Raw genomic sequence first — 15,703 nt, forward strand, 5'->3', positions numbered from 1 at the left:
GGTGCGGACTCCTTGACCTCGACGAGGCTCTTGAGCATGTTGAACGCCTCGTCGAAGCGCAGCGGCGTCGGGTTGTGGGCGTTGCCCACGAAGCCGGTGACACCGGGGGTGTGGCGCACGACCGACCAGGTGTCCTCGTTGAGATCCATGCGCACGAGCACGTAGCCCGGGATGCGCACGCGCGTGACCATCTTGCGCTGGCCGTTCTTGATCTCGACGACGTCCTCCATCGGGACCTCGACCTGGTAGATGTCGTCCTCGACCTCGAGCGTCGACTTGCGCTGCTCGATGTTGGCCTTCACCTTGCGCTCGAAACCGGCGTAGGAGTGGATGACGTACCACTTGCCGGGGAGCGAGCGCAGCTCGGCGCGGAACGCCTCGTAGGGATCGAGGTCCTCGTCGTCGGCGGAGTCCTCGTCGACCGGCGCCTCGGCGGCGTCCGCGAGGGACTCCGAAGCCTCGACCTCGTCGACGACGCTCGCCGCTCCGGCGACCTCGTCCACGAAGTCCTGGTCGAGCACGGGCTCGTCGGGCTCGCCGTTGATGTCGGGCCCGTCGTACGGGGTGACCTCGTCCGCGGCCTCGGCGGCGTCTTCGGCCGCCTCTTCGGCGAGGGAGTCATTGAGGACCTCGGCGGCAGCCTCGGCCTCGCTGGTCTCGTCGATCTCGAGAGCGTCGTTCACGATCGCGTCCGCCTCCGGGTCGGTGATCTCGACGTCGCCGAGGTCGGCGACATCGTCGTTCTCGTCATCCACGATGTGGACGGCGTTGTGCTCGGCGGCGTCGGACGCGTGCTCCTGCGCGGCGAGCACGTTGCCCTCCTGGGCTTCGTCGTCCTCGCTCGACTGCTCGGCAGCCGTCGCCCAATCGGCGTCGTCGACATATCTTTCAGACACTGGTGATCTCTTCCGTTCTGGGGCGGCCGCTCGTGGGGCCGCGCGTCCGCCGAAGCGCCGGTCAGGCGCCAGCGGCACCCGGGACGCCGAACACGGCGCTTGTCAGCCACACGAACAGCACGTCGAGGCCGTACACGAGCGCCATCATCACGATGACGAACCCGAGCACCACGGCGGTGAACTTCACGAGTTCCTGCCGCGTGGGCGTCACGACCTTGCGCAACTCCGCGATGACCTGACGGATGAAAAGAGCGATCCGCGCGAAGAAGTTGAGCTTCTTCTCACGGGGCGCGCCGCGGTCTGCGACGATCTCGCCTCTCGCCTCGTCCTGCGTCATCGAACCACCTAGGTCGCTTCTTGTTGCCAGCGTGCGCTGTGCGCAGGGCGGACAGGAATCGAACCTGCAACCTGCGGTTTTGGAGACCGCTGCTCTGCCAATTGAGCTACCGCCCTAAGACCCTCAAGGGATCCGGGATGCGAAACCGACACACTTTCGCCAGGAATCTCTCGGGGAGGGATGCCGCCTGTGCACGGGGCACGGCGAAAGAATGCAGATTTCTCCTGCACTATCCAGTCTATGCCATGTCCCCCGGCGTGGCGAACCGCGCCGGGGGACGGACACGACTCAGGCCGTGCGGATGAGCTTCTTGTTCACGAACTCATCGGCCGCGAGAAGGCCCAACTCCCGCGAGGTGCCGCTGCGCTTGACCCCGCCGAACGGGAGCTCGGGCGAGTCGGCGAGCACGAGGTTGACGTAGACCATCCCGGCCTCGATGCGCTCCGCGATTCGCTCGGCCTGCGCGGCATCCGTCGTGAACACGTAGGAACCGAGACCGAAGCCGGTGTCGTTCGCGATGGCGACCGCCTCGTCCTCCCCCGACACGCGGTACACCGTCGCCACGGGCCCGAAGAACTCCTCGCGGTAGGCATCCATCTCGGGAGTGACATCGGTGAGCACCGTGCCCGGGAAGAACGCGCCCTCGCGGGTGCCGCCGACCTCCAGCGTGGCGCCCTGAGCCACCGCGCGCTGCACCTGCTCGTCGAGGCGCTCCGCCGCGGCGAGCGAAGAGAGGGGCCCGAGCACGGTGTCCTCGGCGAACGGGTCGCCGACCTTCGCCTCGCCGAGGGCCGTGCGGAACTTCGCCAGGAACTCGTCGTACAGCTCGTCGATGACGAGGAAGCGCTTGGCGCCGTTGCAGGACTGGCCGTTGTTGTCCAGCCGCGCGTCGGCCGCCGCCTGCACCGCGGCGTCGAGGTCGTCGGTGGAGAGCAGGATGAACGGGTCGGACCCGCCGAGCTCGAGCGCGACCTTCTTGAGGTTGCGTCCGGCGATTTCGGCGACAGCAGCACCCGCGCGCTCGGAGCCGGTCACCGACACACCCTGCACGCGCCGGTCGGCGATGATCGTCGCCGCCTGGTCGTTGGTCACCCGGATGTTGACGTAGGCCCCTTCCGGGAGCCCGGCGTCGCGATAGATCAGCTGCAGCGCCTCGGCCGACTCGGGGCACTGCGGCGCGTGCTTGAGCAGGATGCTGTTCCCGACCGCCAGGTTGGGCGCCGCGAAGCGGGCCACCTGGTAGTACGGGAAGTTCCACGGCATGATCCCCAGCAGCGGCCCGAGGCCCGAGCGGCGGATGACCGCGGTGCCCTCCCCCAGGATGTCGATCGGGGTGTCGCCGGTGATCCGCTCGATGTTGTCGGCGTAGTACTCGGTGATGTCGGCGGCGAAATCCACTTCGCCGAGGGCGGCCTCGAGGGGCTTGCCCATCTCGCGCACGATGATCGCGGCGAGATCGTCGCGGCGCTCGCGGTGCAGCTGCGCGACGCGGCGCAGGGCCTCGGCACGCTGGGCCGGGGCCGTCCGCGACCAGGCGCGGTAGCCGTCGTGCGCGGCGGCGAGGGCGGCCTCGACGCCGGCGTCGGAGAGGGTGTCGTACTCGGCGAGGGTCTCCCCCGTGGCGGGGTTGATGACGGCGTAGTCGCTCATGTGGGCTCCCGTTTTCGTGTCGTGGTCGAAGGTCACTGCGCCAGGTGGCGCGCGCGGCGGGCGCTGGGCGGGGCGTCGGTGGTGAGCGTCTCGCCGCGGAAGAACGCCGGACGGCGGAAGTACTGCACCACCATGATGACCGCCCCGAGCACGATGATGGTCACGCCGAGGACGAATACCAGGCCGACGCCGCCGACCTCTGACCCGCTGCCGTACTGGGGGTTCATGCTGTCGATGAGCGTGGTGACGAAGATCACGGCCAGGATGACCCCGCCGACGAGCGGGAACAGGAACGTGAAGAACACGTTTCGCGCCGAGTCGAACCACTGCTTGCGGAAGTACCAGACGCAGGCGAAGGCCGTGAGCCCGTAGTAGAAGCAGATCATGATGCCGAGCGTCAGGATCGTGTCCGAGAGCACGTTGACGCTCACCACGCGCATGACCGCGTAGAAGCCCGCGGCGACGACGGCGGAGACGATCGTGGCGTACCCCGGGGTGAAGAACCGCGGGCTGACCGCGGCGAACTTCGGCGGCAGGGCGCCGTAGTGCCCCATCGCCAGCAGGGTGCGGGCCGGGCCGACGAACGTCGACTGGAGCGAGGATGCCGAGCTGGTGAGCACCGCGAGCGAGACGAAGGCCGCGAAGGGACCGAGGATGGGACCGGCCAGCGCGAAGAACGCGTTGTCCTGGATGTCGGGGTTCCCCAGCCCGAACTCGCCGTCGCCGATGCCGGCGAACATGATCATCGACACCGCCAGCAGCAGGTACAGCGAGACGATGGTGACGACCGTGATGGTCGCCGCCCGCCCGGGCGTCTTCTCGGGGTCCTTCGTCTCCTCGTTCATCGTGAGGGTGACGTCCCACCCCCAGAAGATGAAGATCGACAACGAGACGCCCGCGGCGAACGCGCTGAACGACGACACCGCGAACGGGTTGAACCACGACCAGTCGACGGGCGTGGGGTCGTAGGCATCCCCGCTCACGACGTGCACGATCGCGACGACCGCGAACACGACGAGCACGATGACCTGGAAGCCCACGAGCACGTACTGCAGCTTCTGGGTGGTCTGCATGTCGCGGTAGGACACCACCGTCGCCCCGAGGACGAACAGCAGGCAGACCGCGATGTTGATGGGCAGGTTGGATGCCAGATCCGCGATGCCGGGCTGCCCGGTCAGCTGCGAGATCAGCAGGAACAGGAAGTCGACGGCGATGCCGGCGAGGTTGGACAGCACGATGACGGTGGCGGCGATGAGGCCCCACCCGGCCATCCAGCCGATCCACGGCCCGAAGGCGCGGGCCGCCCAGGTGAACGACGTGCCCGAGTCGGGCATCCGGTTGTTCAGTTCGCGATAGCCGAAGGCCACGAGCAGCATCGGGATGAACCCGACCAGGATGATGGCCGGCACCTGCACGCCGACGGCTCCGACGGTGGGGCCGATCGCGGCGGTGAACGTGTAGGCGGGGGCGATGCACGAGATGCCGATGACGACGGCGCCGAGCAGGCCGATGGTTCCGGCGCTCAGCCCCTTCTTCGACAGGCCGCCGGCGTCGCTGCCGGCCGTGGGTGCGGGTGCGGTCATGGCCGCGTTCCTTCCGAGGACGAGACGTCGGCACGACTGCGTGGCACGACGACGAGGGGTACGGGCAGTTCGTGCAGCATCTTGGCCGCGGTCGAACCGAGGAACAGCCGTCGCGGCTGTGCGAGGCGGCTGCTGCCGACCATCACGAGCTCGGCGGGATCCCAGGGCAGGTCGCGGACGGCCTCTTCGATGTCCTCGCCATCGGCGACGAGGACCTCGGCCGCGATGTCGGCGGGCAGCGCGGACTGCGCCTGCGACAGCACGTCCTCGGCGTGAGCGGCCCCGGCGATGCGGATGGCGCCGGTCTGCAGCCCCGGGGGCAGGTCGACCGTGATGAGCGACAGCAGGCGCAGCGGGACGGATGCCGCGGCGGCGAGCGCGACGCTCTCCTCGCGCAGCACGTCGGCACCGGGACGGCTGCCGATCGCGGCGGTGATCCGGCTGATGCCGACCGCCGGGTCGACACGCCGCGAGCCCTCGGGGGCGAGGACGACGGGGACGTCGGAGGAGTGCAAGAGCTCGGACGCGACCGTCCCCAGACGATGCCGACCGCGGAGACCGCCGTTGGCGGCGCCCACGACGATGTACCCCGCGCCGATCTCGTCCGCGAACGCGACGAGCCCCTCGGCGAACGAGTCGCCGTGACGGAGGTGCTCGCGGTGGGGCACGGCATCCCGGATCACGGTCGCCGCGTCGCCGAGCCAGCGCTCGGCCTGCTCTCGGACGAGACGAGCGTAGGAGGCGTCGGGCGGGGTGATGACGCTGCGCGCGTCGTCGGGCAGGACGAGGACGACCTCGAGCGGGGCCTGGATGGCCCGGGCCAGACGGATGCCGAGCGCGAGGGCGTCGGCGCCCGTGTCGGTCGCGGTGTATCCGACGACCACCGGGGCGGTCATCGGCGTGCCCGTTCGAGGATCTCGTCGGCGGCGCGGCGACCCTGGCGGATCGCGCCGTCCACGTGCTGGTAGCCGGCACCGGCCATGTCGCTGCACGCGAGGTGGATCGGGCCGACGGGCTCGCGCAGGTCGGCGCCGTAGCGGTTCAGACCGCCCATGTCGAAGCTCGCCGCGTACGCGCCCCGGGTCCACTCCTCGGTGCCCCAGTCGCTCTCGTAGTAGACGACCGGGTTCTTGGCTTCGGGGCCGTAGTAGTGCGAGAGCGACTCGAGGATGCGCTCCTTGCGCTCCTCGGCGCTGATCTGGAAGAGGTCGTCGGCGTTCTGGTCCGAGACGAAGCCCACCAGGGTGCCGCGCTCGTCGCCGTGGTTGGTGTTGTCGTACGCCTCGTGGGAGAGCTCGTACGGACTGAACGCGGTACCCGAGAGCCCCTGCTCGCGCCAGAACGGGCGGTCGTAGACGGCGTGCACCTTGATGACGAAGCCCATCGAGATGTGCTGGTGCATCTGGTGCTGCAGGCGCGGCAGCGGCGGCTCGAACGAGATGCGCGGGTACAGCACGGGTGCGAGCGCGAGAATCGCGAAGCGGGCCCGCACGGTGACGCCGTCGGCGATCACGGTGACGCCCGACGAGGAGGACTTCGCGGCCTCGACACGAGCGGTGAGCGCGCGCAGGTCGTCGACCCGGCGTCCGGTCACCGAGTCCGCGGACCGATCCGGTGCCGCGGACTCGGGCCCCCAGATGATGCGGCGCACGGGCTGGTTGAGCAGCACGTCGTCGCCCAGGCGCTCGGCGAGCAGCTCGGGCACCTGCTGCAGACCGCCCACGACGCGCTTGTCGAGGATGAAGTCGGCGTCGACGAGGTGCGAGTACGAGCCCGCGGATGCCGCCATGAGCAAGGACTGCAGGAGAGAGAACGTATGGGTCGGCTTGGTGAGCATCGCCGATCCGGTGGCGAAGGCGAGATTGCGCACGGCCTCGTCGTCGTCGGTCTGCTCGCGCAGCCACGCGTCCCACGAGATCTTGTCCCACTCCTCGGCCTGCGGGTGCTCCCACGGCTTGTCCGGGTCGATCTCGGCGACCATGGCATCCAGGCGCGCGGTGATCTCGTCGATCGTCGCCTCGGTCTCGGGCGCCACCGGGAACATCTCCCCCGTGAAGCGCTTCGCGACGCCGTCGGGGCCGACGTAGACGCTGTCGCCCTCGCGGTAGCGGCTGAAGGTCGACAAACCGAGGTCGGCCACGGTGTCGATGAGGGCCTGCTGATCGGGCGAGACCCACTGTCCGCCGATCTCGAGCATGGCCCCGTCGACGACGTCGGTCCACAGGCGCCCGCCGACGCGGTCGCGCGCCTCGAGCACGACGACCGACAAGCCGGCTTTGCGCAGGTCGTTCGCGGCGGTCAGGCCCGCGGCCCCCGCGCCGATGACGACGACGTCACGCGTGATCTCGTCCATGAAATCTTCTCTCTCTGCGTCGGTGACCCGGATGGTGCGACGAGGGGGCGGCTCGTTCGGGTCGTATGCCGCCCCCTCGGGTCTGGTGTTCAGTGGCGGGCGAGCACGCCGGCCACCACGTCGATGCCCTCGTGGAGGAGGTCGTCCCCGATCGAGAGCGGCGGAAGGAAGCGGATGACGTTGCCGTAGGTTCCGCACGTCAAGACGATCACTCCCTCGGCGATCGCCGCCTTGGCCACCGCCCCGGTGAGGGCGGCGTCGGGAGCGCCCGTGGCCGGGTCGACGAACTCGGCCGCGATCATCGCGCCGCGACCACGGATGTCGCCGATGCGCGGGTCATCCTGCTGCAGGCGCGTCAGGCGCGAGGTGAGGATCTCGCCGATCTCCTGAGCGCGCTCCATGAGACCGTCGTTCTCGAACGCGTCGATCGCGGCCAGAGCGGCCGCGCACGCGATCGGGTTGCCGCCGTACGTGCCGCCGAGGCCGCCCGTGTGGGAGGCATCCATGATGTCGGCGCGACCGGTGACGGCGGCCAACGGCAGGCCGCCGGCGATGCCCTTCGCGGTGGTGATGAGGTCGGGGACGATGCCGAACAGGTCGGACGCGAACATCGCGCCGGTACGGGCGAACCCGGACTGCACCTCGTCGGCGATGAAGACGACGTCGTTGGCACGGCACCAGTCGACGAGCGCCGGCAGGAAACCCTCGGCGGGGACGATGAACCCGCCCTCGCCCTGGATGGGTTCGATGACGACCGCGGCGAGGTTGTCGGCGCCGATCTGCTTCTCGATGATCGAGATGGCGCGGGCGGCGGCCTCGGCGCCGGAGAGCCCGTCGCGGAACGGGTACGACATGGGAGCGCGGTAGACCTCGGACGCGAAGGGCCCGAAACCGCTCTTGTACGGCATGCTCTTGGCGGTCAGCGCCATCGTGAGGTTGGTGCGTCCGTGGTAGGCGTGGTCGAAGGCGACGACGGCCTGACGGCCGGTGTGCTTGCGAGCGATCTTGATCGCGTTCTCGACCGCCTCGGCGCCGGAGTTGAACAGCGCGCTCTTCTTGGCGTGGTCGCCCGGGGTGAGGCGGTTGAGCGCCTCGGCGACGCTGACGTAGGAGTCGTAGGGCGCCACCATGAAGCACGTGTGCGTGAACGCGGCCACTTGCTCCTGCACGGCCGCCACAACGGCCGGGTGGGCGTTGCCCACCGTGGTCACGGCGATTCCGGACCCCAGATCGATGAGCGAGTTGCCGTCGGCGTCGACGATGACTCCCCCGCCGGCGGCCACGGCGTGGATCGGGGCGGTGTGACCGACGCCGGCGGAGACGGCCGCGGCCTTTCGCTCGAGGAGCTCTTGCGAACGGGGGCCGGGGATGCTCGTGACCAGGCGGCGCTCCTGAGGGAGGGAGGGTCCGCCGACGGGGGGCGCGGTGACGGTGTGCGGTGCGGTCATGCTCGGGAGCGTAGGGAACGCCACCGCCGCCAGGCACCCTCCGTCCTGTACATTCTGCATACCCGGCTGTACGAGACGTACAGCACGACCTCGCGAAAGCCCTCATGGACGCCACCGACATCCCCACCCTGGGCGCACTGCTGCGCCGCACCGACCTGCACTTGCGCCTCGAGAACGACGACGTCACCCCCGAGGCGCTCGACCGTCCGGTGCGCTGGGTGCACAGCAGCGACCTCGCCGATCCCACTCCCTTCCTCTCGGACGGCCAGGTGCTCCTGACCACGGGCACCCAGTTCCAAGGCCGGGATGCCACTTCCGCCGAGGACTACGTCCACCGGCTCACGGCCCGCGGCGTCGCCGGTCTCGGCTTCGGCACGGAGGTCGTACGCGACGGCATCCCTCCCGAACTCGCCGCCGCCTGCCGTGCGGCCGGGCTGGCGCTGTTCGAGGTGCCCTACCGCACGCCGTTCATCGCCGTCGCCCGGGCCAACGCCGAGGCGATCGCCGCTGAGGCCTTCGGCCGACGCACGTGGGCGCTGTCGGCACAGCGCGCGATCGCGCTCGCGGCGCTCCGCCCCGACGGACTGGGGGCGACCCTCGCCGAACTGGCCCGGCAGCTCGGGACGTGGGTGGGCCTGTACGACGCGGCCGGCGAGCTCACGCGCGAGCACCCCGCCGGCGACCTGGACGCGGGGACGGCGGGCGCGCTGAGTGCCGAGGTCGCCTCGGTGCTGCGGCGCGGGGCGCGCGCGGCATCCTCCCTCCGCATCGACGGGCGGCCCTTCACGCTCCAGACGCTGGGGCGCGGCGGACACCTGCGCGGCGTCATCGCGATCGCCGCCGGAGAGCTCGATCACGAGGGCCGCGGCGTCGTGACGGCCGTGATCGCGATGGCCGGCCTCGCCTTCGAGCAGCACCAGGGCCTCGGCCGGGCACGGGGGGCTCTGCGTGCGGGGCTCGTGCAGTCCCTCCTGACGGACGACCCGACCCTCGCGCGCCGCATCGCCCGCGACGCCTGGGGCCCCCTGCCTCCGGCCCCGATCGTCGTCGCGCTCACCGACGCGGCCTCGACCCGCAGCGGCGGCCTCGTCGAGCTGCTCGAGCTCCGGGCGGAGGAACGTCGCGGGGCCGTGTTCTTCGGCCGTGCCGACGACGGCGTCGTCATCGTCGTCCCCGCGGATGAGCGCCAGGCGATCGACGAGGCCGCCGAACGGTTCGGAGCCCGGATCGGCGTGTCCGGTCCCACCGGGTACGACCGTTTCGCCGCCGCCGTCGAGCAGGCGCGCGTCGCGCGCGACCGCGGGCGCAGCGCGGTCACGAGCTTCGGCGAGGTCGCGGCCTCGGGCGTGCTGTCGGCGCTCGGTCCCGAGGCGCCGACCCTGGCGGCCGCCGAGCTGGCGCCGTTGACCGCTCACGACGCCGCCGAGGGCTCACGGCTCATCGAGACGCTGCGGGCGTGGCTCGATCACGACTGCTCGCACGAGGCGACGGCGCAGTCCCTCGGCGTGCACCGGCACACGGTGCGCACCCGGTTGGCCCTGGCCGAGCGTCTGCTCGAGCGCGACCTCGGCTCGTTCGCCACCCGCGCCGAGCTGTGGGCGGCGCTCCGGGTGCAGCAGCCCTGAGCGTCGGCCGCTTCAGGCCGCGCAGCCGCAGCTCGCCCGGACGACGAGCCTCGGTTCGAACACCACGTCGAAGGGGCGGTCGGCGGGGCCGGCGACACCCGCCAGGATCCGGGCCGCCGCGCGCCCCATCGCCTCCATCGGCTGCCGCACGGTCGTGAGCGGCGGGCTGCTCAGCCGGGCCGCGAGCGTGCCGTCGAACCCCGTGACCACGACATCGTCCGGCACACGGAGGCCCTCGGCGGCGAGCGTGTCCAGCACCGCGAACGCGTGCTGATCGGTCGCGCACACGAGGGCGCGCGGCATCCGCCCATCGGCGATGAGCGCGCGCAGCTGCGGGATCAGCTCGTCTTCGCCGCGCACGGTGGCATCCACCACGTCCGGACGCAGCGCGATGCCGAGGTCGGCCAGCCCCGCACGGACACCCGCGAGGCGTTCCGCCGTGTCGGACGACTCGGGACGCCCGACGAAGGCGATGTCCCGGATGCCGTGCTCCCCCGCCAGATGCTCGGCGAGCGCCCGCATGCCGGCGGCGTTGTCCACGCGCACCCGGTGGTGATGATCGTCGCCGGGCGCGGCGCTGAACAGCACGATCGGAATGGTCGGGGCGTACCGGGCGAGCGCGGGGGCCGTCTGCGGCGAGGGGAAGATCGCCAGCCCGTCGACGCGGCCGGCGGTGTCGGCGACGGACACATCGGTGCCCGCGCCGCTGCTGAGCATCACGGGGCGGCCCAGGGCCCAGCACTCCAGCTCGAAGCCGCGCTGGACCTCGTCGACGTATAGCGGGAACGCTCGGGGATCGGACAACACGTCGTCGTCCGTCTGGTTCCACGGGATGACGCCGTCGGCATCCAGGCGGGGCGCCGCCAGGCCCGTCAGGGGGGTGGACTGGGCGATGGGGTCGGCGCGCTCGAGCAGCAGGTCGAAGGCGTGCAGACCGAGGGATCCGGTGCGGCCGTGCGCGAGACCACGGGCCGCGGCGCTGGGAGCGTACCCCAGACGCCGCGCGGCCTCGAGGACGCGCTCGCGCGTGGCGTCGCTGAGCTTGTCGGGGCGGCGGAACGCGAACGACACCGAGGCGATCGAGACCCGGGCCTCCTGTGCCACGTCGTAGACGGTCGGTCGTCTCGTCGCGTCCGCTTCGCTCATCGGTGCGCGTACCCCCTCATCGGTTCCGGCTCGTCCTCCACGCCCGCCAGATCGAGTCCGAAGTGCACGGGAAAGACGGGGTCGCCGGTGTCCGACGGTACATCCTCGCGCGAGGCTCGGACGGCATCCATCGACCGCGGGATCTCGATCGGCAGGCGTCCGCGCGGGGCGACGCGCCCGGTCAGGGCGTCGAGCACCGCCCGCGCGGAGCTGCCGTAGTCCGCGACGATCGCCGCGGCGTGTCCCACGAACGGCGTGAGGATCGCCGGACGGTCGAGGTTCACCACGAGCACGAGCGGGCAGGATGCCGCGATCTGCTGCAGCCGGTACACGAGGCCCGGCGTGAACTCGAGGGACCCCTGGTGGAACCACGCCTCGAGGAAGAGGTCGTCGCGGGGGTCGAAAGGCGCGCCGATGCGCACGAGCGCGACATCGGCGACCGCTGGGTCGTCGACGACCGCACCGAGCTCGGCGACGTCCTCGGGGCGGAAGCCCTCGACGTACACCGTGCCGGAGGCGCGCAGCGGCAGGGTCGGAACGCCCTCCCGCTCCTCGTTCACCAGCACCGTGAGCGAGCGTGACTGCGCGTGCTCGCCGAGCGCCCGGAACTCGGCGTTGCCGACGATCCGCTCGGCCTCCTCGACGTCGACGTACGGGTCGTCGAACAGCCCGAGGGCGAACTTCACCCGCAGCAGGCGGCGCGCCGAGGCATCGATCCGCTCCTCGGACACCCGACCGGAGCGGACGAGGTCGATGAGCATCTCGACGCACTCCTCGCCGCCGAACTGGTCGGCTCCGGCATCCAGGATCTTCTCCATGCGCTCGATCGCCGTCAGGTGCTCGACGCCCCAGGCGCGCGCGGGCAGCACTTGATCGCCGACGTGGTTGTCGTTGACGAGCTCCCAGTCGGTGACGACGACGCCGTCGTAGCCCAGCTGCTCGCGCAGCAGGCCCGTGACGATCTGTCGGTTGTAGCCGAAGCCGACCTCCTCGATGGGCTCACCGTCGAGCTGCAGGCCCACGGGCATGCCGTAGTACGGCATCATCCCCGCGGTGCCGCGGCGGATCGCCTCGCGGAACGGCTCGAGGTGGTAGTCGAACAGGCCGCCGGGGTACACCTGCTCGCGGCCGTACGGGAAGTGCGCGTCCTCGCCGCCCTGCTGCGGACCGCCGCCGGGGAAGTGCTTCGTCGTGCACGCGACGCTGTCGGGTCCGAGCTCCTCGCCCTGGAACCCTCGCAGGTACGCCGCCGTGAACTCCGCCACGCGAGCGGCATCCTGTCCGAAGGTCTGTGCCTGACGCCCCCACCGCGGCTCGGTCGCCAGGTCGATCTGCGGGTGCAGCGCCGCCCGGATGCCGACGGCCCGGTACTCGCGGCGGGCGACCTCGGCGAACTCCTGCACCGTCTCGACGTCGTCGAGCGCCGCGAGCCCCAGCCCCTCGGGCCACTGCGAGAACGGCCCCGCCGAGAACGCGACTCCGGTGTTCTCGACGAACGCGTGGCGCGGATCGGTGCTGATCGTGACCGGGATGCCATGGGGGGTGGTCTCGGCCAGCGCCTGCAGCCGGTTGTTCCACTCGGCGGCCTGGCGGGCGGTGCGGATCGCGTGCACGTTGAAGTGCGTCATGTTCTTGCCGACGACGACGGTCGTGGTCGGCGACTTCGAGATCTTGCCCGGCGCCTCCAGCAGCTCGCCGTCGTCGCCGACCTCGATGACGGTCTGGAACATCAGTCCGCACTTCTCCTCGAGGCTCAGCCGCCCGAGGAGGTCCTCGGTGCGCGCGTCGGCGCCGAGACGCGGGTCCTCGTACGGGTCCATCACGCCGTTTCCGTTGAGGTCGCGGAAGCGGGTGCCGTCGGAGGAGGTGAGGTGGCGGGGGGTCATGGCATCCTTTCGGATCGGTCGCGGGGTCACTTCAGGCCGGTCGAGGCGATGCCCTGGATGAAGTACCGCTGCAGGAAGACGAAGAGCAGGATGATCGGCGCGATCACCAGCACCGAGCCGGCCAGGAGCAGGCCGTAGTCGGTGGCGTTCTGACCGGTCGAGTACAGCGACAGCGCGACGGGCAGGGTGTACTTGCCCTGCGTCTGGGCCGCCACGAGGGGCCAGAGGAAGTTGTTCCACGACGCCAGGAAGGTGAGGATGCCGAGAGTCGCGAGCGGCGGGCCGCACAGGGGCATCACGATGCGCGCGAAGATGCGCAGCTCCCCCGCGCCGTCGATGCGCGCGGCCTCGAGCAGCGGATCCGGGATGCCGAGCATGAACTGCCGCATCAGGAACACGCCCAGCGGCGTACGTGTCGACGAGGCCGATCGAGGAGACCATCACGAACAGCGGCACGAACGTCACGACGCCCGGGACCATGAGGGTCACCATCACGACGACGAACAGGGCCTTCTTGCCGGGGAAGTCCATCTTGGCCAGGGCGTAGCCGACCATCGAGCAGAAGACGAGATTGCCGGCCACGGTGACCACGGCCACGAGGAGGCTGTTGCCGAAGAACTGGCCGAAGTTCAACTGTCCGAACCAGGCGGCGAAGTTCTCCCACGTGAACTCTTGCGGCCACCACGTGGGCGGGCGCTGCAGGATTTCGCGCTGGGTCTTGACCGAGCCCAGCAGCATCCAGACGAACGGCACGATCCACACCAGGAGCCCGAGGATCAGGACGGTGTAGGTGAGCGCGCGGCCGGGGGTGAGGCGGGTCTCGGGGCGGCGGCGTCGGCGCGGCGGCTCGACGGTGTCGGTGACGACGGCCGGAGCCGCGGGGGACGTGAGTGTCATGGCATCCTCCCTCAATCCTTCGAGCGCAGCAGGCGGAACTGCAGCAGGCTGAGCAGCGCGATCGCCAGGAACAGCAGGTAGCTGGCCGCCGAGGCGGTGCCGTACTGCCCGAAGCCGAACTGCTTGAACGTGTAGTAGGCCACCGAGAGGGTGGAGTTGAGCGGACCGCCCTGCGTCATCACGAAGGCCTCCTCGAAGAACTGCAGGAACCCGACCGAGATCAGCACGGCGCCCAGCAGCAGGGTCGGCCGCAGCAGCGGCAGGGTGACCGAGGTCAGGCGTCGCCACGCGGATGCGCCGTCCATGAGGGCCGCTTCCTTCACATCGGTGGGGATGGCCTGCAGCCCCGCCAAGAAGATGACCATGAGCGTGCCGACGTTGCGCCACACCGCCATCGCGATGAGCGAGGGGAGCGCCGTCGAGGTGTCGTTGAGCCAGTCCGGACCCTGGATGCCGATGACCGCGAGGGCCGAGTTCAGGAGCCCCTCGGGCTGGAGGATGTAGCGCCAGACGACGGCGACGGCGACGATGCTCGTCACGACGGGGGCATAGAAGCCGACCCGAAGGACCGACACGATGCGACCGCGGCTGGCGTTGAGCGCGAGCGCCAAGGCCAGCGCGATCGCCATGGTGACCGGGATGCCGACCACCACGAACGTGGCGGTCACCCCGAGCGAGGTCAGGAAGACGGGGTCGCCGAGCACCGCGGCGTACTGCTCGAGTCCGATGAAGTTGACCGAGAACGGCGAACGGATGTCGCGCGCGCGGAAGTCGGTGAACGACATCGCGAACGATCCGACGATCGGCACGACCATGAACACCGCGAAGACGGCGACGAACGGCAGGGCGAAGCCCCACGCGACCCACCCCTGACGGCGGCGCCGACTCCCCGCACCGCCCGCCCGGGCGCGACCGGGGACGCCGCGCGTCCCGGTCGCGCCCACGACTGCCTGGGTCATGGCCTCAGCCCAGACCCAGCGAGTCGGCGGTCTTCTGCAGGTCGGCCAGGCCGTCCGCCGGGGTCAGCTGACCGAGGCGGATCTTCTCGAGCATGGCGTCTCCGGCCGCGGCGACCTGCACCCACGTGGTGGTCGCGGGCACCGACTTCGCGGTCTCCAGCTGCGTTCCGAAGGCGGCGAGGGTCGGACGGGATGCCAGGGCGTCGCTCTTCCACGCGGCCTGCACGGACGGCAGGTCACCGGTTGCCTCGTACCACGACGCTTGCGTCTCAGGCTGGGTGAGCCACTGCGCGAGCTTCCACGCGCTCGTGGCGTTGTCGGAGTTGTCGAAGACGACGAGGTTGGCTCCGCCGCTGAACGAGACGGACGACTTCTCCTTCGGTAGCACCGCGGTGGAGAACTTCTCTGAGAACCCCGCCCCGCCGAGATCCTCGAGCTGGCCGATCAAGAACGGTCCGTCGATCAGCATCGGTGTGGCTCCCGAGACGAAGTCCGCTTCCTGAGCCCCGGCTGAACGGTCGGCGGCCGCGTTCGCGATCCCCTCGGTGAAGAAGCTCTGGTAGTACTCGTACGCCTCGACGGCCTCGGGCGTATCGAGAGTCCACTCGGAGCCGTTCTCGATCTCTGCGCCGTTGGACCACGGCATCCACAGCGTTCCCTGGAAGGAGTCGTTGCCACCGGGGAAGCGCATGCCGTACTCGGCGCCCGCCTTGGACTGCATGTCGGCGGCCATCTGCTTCAGCTCGTCCCACGAGGTGGGGGCGGCGTTCCAGCCGGCCTGCGCGGCGAGATCGGTGCGGTAGTAGAGCACGCGGGTGTCGACGTACCACGGCACGCCCGTCGCACGGTCGCCGACCATCGTGCCGTCGACCGAGCCGGAGAACATCCCGTCGGTCTTCAGATCGGTGGGGACGGTCTGGAAC

At 70.5% G+C, this 15,703-nt stretch carries 12 protein-coding genes, 1 tRNA gene and 1 pseudogene; 1 reads left to right on the plus strand and 13 read right to left on the minus strand.

Going from position 1 to position 15,703, the window contains the following annotated elements; all coding sequences use genetic code 11:
• The 8 genes from LQV45_RS07205 to gabT all read right to left on the minus strand — a co-directional run.
• Nucleotides 1–896: transcription termination/antitermination NusG family protein (locus LQV45_RS07205; protein ID WP_230006410.1), on the minus strand; the 896-nt coding region annotated here is incomplete at its 3' end.
• A gap of 61 nt (nucleotides 897–957) precedes the next feature.
• Entirely contained in the window at nucleotides 958–1,233 is a 276-nt protein-coding gene (secE, locus tag LQV45_RS07210; RefSeq protein ID WP_138176283.1) for a preprotein translocase subunit SecE, read from the minus strand.
• A gap of 43 nt (nucleotides 1,234–1,276) precedes the next feature.
• Nucleotides 1,277–1,349 (minus strand) — tRNA-Trp (locus tag LQV45_RS07215).
• Between the two features lie 172 nt (nucleotides 1,350–1,521).
• Entirely contained in the window at nucleotides 1,522–2,883 is a 1,362-nt protein-coding gene (locus tag LQV45_RS07220; RefSeq protein ID WP_230006411.1) for an NAD-dependent succinate-semialdehyde dehydrogenase, read from the minus strand.
• A 32-nt stretch (nucleotides 2,884–2,915) separates the two neighbouring features.
• Nucleotides 2,916–4,466 carry an APC family permease gene (locus tag LQV45_RS07225; protein WP_230006412.1) on the minus strand — a complete coding sequence of 517 codons (1,551 nt, stop codon included), beginning with the start codon at nucleotides 4,464–4,466 and terminating at the stop codon, nucleotides 2,916–2,918.
• Nucleotides 4,463–5,362 carry a universal stress protein gene (locus LQV45_RS07230; protein ID WP_230006413.1) on the minus strand — a complete coding sequence of 300 codons (900 nt, stop codon included), beginning with the start codon at nucleotides 5,360–5,362 and terminating at the stop codon, nucleotides 4,463–4,465. The genes LQV45_RS07225 and LQV45_RS07230 overlap by 4 nt, the downstream gene beginning before the upstream one ends.
• Nucleotides 5,359–6,852, minus strand: a complete 1,494-nt coding sequence (locus LQV45_RS07235) for an NAD(P)/FAD-dependent oxidoreductase (protein WP_290370219.1) — start codon at nucleotides 6,850–6,852, stop codon at nucleotides 5,359–5,361. The genes LQV45_RS07230 and LQV45_RS07235 overlap by 4 nt, the downstream gene beginning before the upstream one ends.
• A gap of 56 nt (nucleotides 6,853–6,908) precedes the next feature.
• Nucleotides 6,909–8,267 (minus strand): 4-aminobutyrate--2-oxoglutarate transaminase, encoded by a 1,359-nt coding sequence (gene gabT, locus LQV45_RS07240; RefSeq protein WP_230006415.1) that lies wholly within the window; start codon nucleotides 8,265–8,267, stop codon nucleotides 6,909–6,911.
• 104 nt (nucleotides 8,268–8,371) lie between these two features.
• On the opposite strand from gabT, the gene LQV45_RS07245 reads away from it, so the two are divergent.
• A complete protein-coding gene (locus tag LQV45_RS07245; RefSeq protein ID WP_230006416.1) occupies nucleotides 8,372–9,892 on the plus strand; it encodes a PucR family transcriptional regulator in 1,521 nt (506 codons plus the stop codon).
• Between the two features lie 12 nt (nucleotides 9,893–9,904).
• On the opposite strand, the gene LQV45_RS07250 is transcribed toward LQV45_RS07245, so the two are convergent.
• The 5 genes and pseudogenes from LQV45_RS07250 to LQV45_RS07270 all read right to left on the minus strand — a co-directional run.
• Nucleotides 9,905–11,038: a LacI family DNA-binding transcriptional regulator gene (locus LQV45_RS07250; RefSeq protein ID WP_230006417.1), complete on the minus strand. Its 1,134-nt coding sequence runs from the start codon at nucleotides 11,036–11,038 to the stop codon at nucleotides 9,905–9,907.
• On the minus strand, nucleotides 11,035–12,924 hold the full coding sequence (locus tag LQV45_RS07255; RefSeq protein ID WP_230006418.1) for a glycoside hydrolase family 3 protein: 1,890 nt from the start codon (nucleotides 12,922–12,924) through the stop codon (nucleotides 11,035–11,037). Before LQV45_RS07255 ends, LQV45_RS07250 begins: the two co-directional genes overlap by 4 nt.
• Before the next feature lie 26 nt (nucleotides 12,925–12,950).
• Nucleotides 12,951–13,821: pseudogene (locus LQV45_RS07260) on the minus strand (carbohydrate ABC transporter permease).
• Between the two features lie 11 nt (nucleotides 13,822–13,832).
• On the minus strand, nucleotides 13,833–14,780 hold the full coding sequence (locus LQV45_RS07265; protein ID WP_138176263.1) for a carbohydrate ABC transporter permease: 948 nt from the start codon (nucleotides 14,778–14,780) through the stop codon (nucleotides 13,833–13,835).
• A 4-nt stretch (nucleotides 14,781–14,784) separates the two neighbouring features.
• Nucleotides 14,785–15,703: extracellular solute-binding protein (locus LQV45_RS07270; RefSeq protein WP_230006419.1), on the minus strand; the 919-nt coding region annotated here is incomplete at its 5' end.

Source organism: Microbacterium sp. Bi128 (genome assembly GCF_918698205.1).

Bases quoted from the DNA above. Each gene is read 5' to 3' on its own strand.
- secE (WP_138176283.1), bottom strand. From the start codon at position 1,233: ATGACGCAGGACGAGGCGAGAGGCGAGATCGTCGCAGACCGCGGCGCG.
- LQV45_RS07220 (WP_230006411.1), bottom strand. From the start codon at position 2,883: ATGAGCGACTACGCCGTCATCAACCCCGCCACGGGGGAGACCCTCGCC.
- LQV45_RS07225 (WP_230006412.1), bottom strand. From the start codon at position 4,466: ATGACCGCACCCGCACCCACGGCCGGCAGCGACGCCGGCGGCCTGTCG.
- LQV45_RS07230 (WP_230006413.1), bottom strand. From the start codon at position 5,362: ATGACCGCCCCGGTGGTCGTCGGATACACCGCGACCGACACGGGCGCC.
- gabT (WP_230006415.1), bottom strand. From the start codon at position 8,267: ATGACCGCACCGCACACCGTCACCGCGCCCCCCGTCGGCGGACCCTCC.
- LQV45_RS07245 (WP_230006416.1), top strand. From the start codon at position 8,372: ATGGACGCCACCGACATCCCCACCCTGGGCGCACTGCTGCGCCGCACC.
- LQV45_RS07250 (WP_230006417.1), bottom strand. From the start codon at position 11,038: ATGAGCGAAGCGGACGCGACGAGACGACCGACCGTCTACGACGTGGCA.
- LQV45_RS07255 (WP_230006418.1), bottom strand. From the start codon at position 12,924: ATGACCCCCCGCCACCTCACCTCCTCCGACGGCACCCGCTTCCGCGAC.
- LQV45_RS07265 (WP_138176263.1), bottom strand. From the start codon at position 14,780: ATGACCCAGGCAGTCGTGGGCGCGACCGGGACGCGCGGCGTCCCCGGT.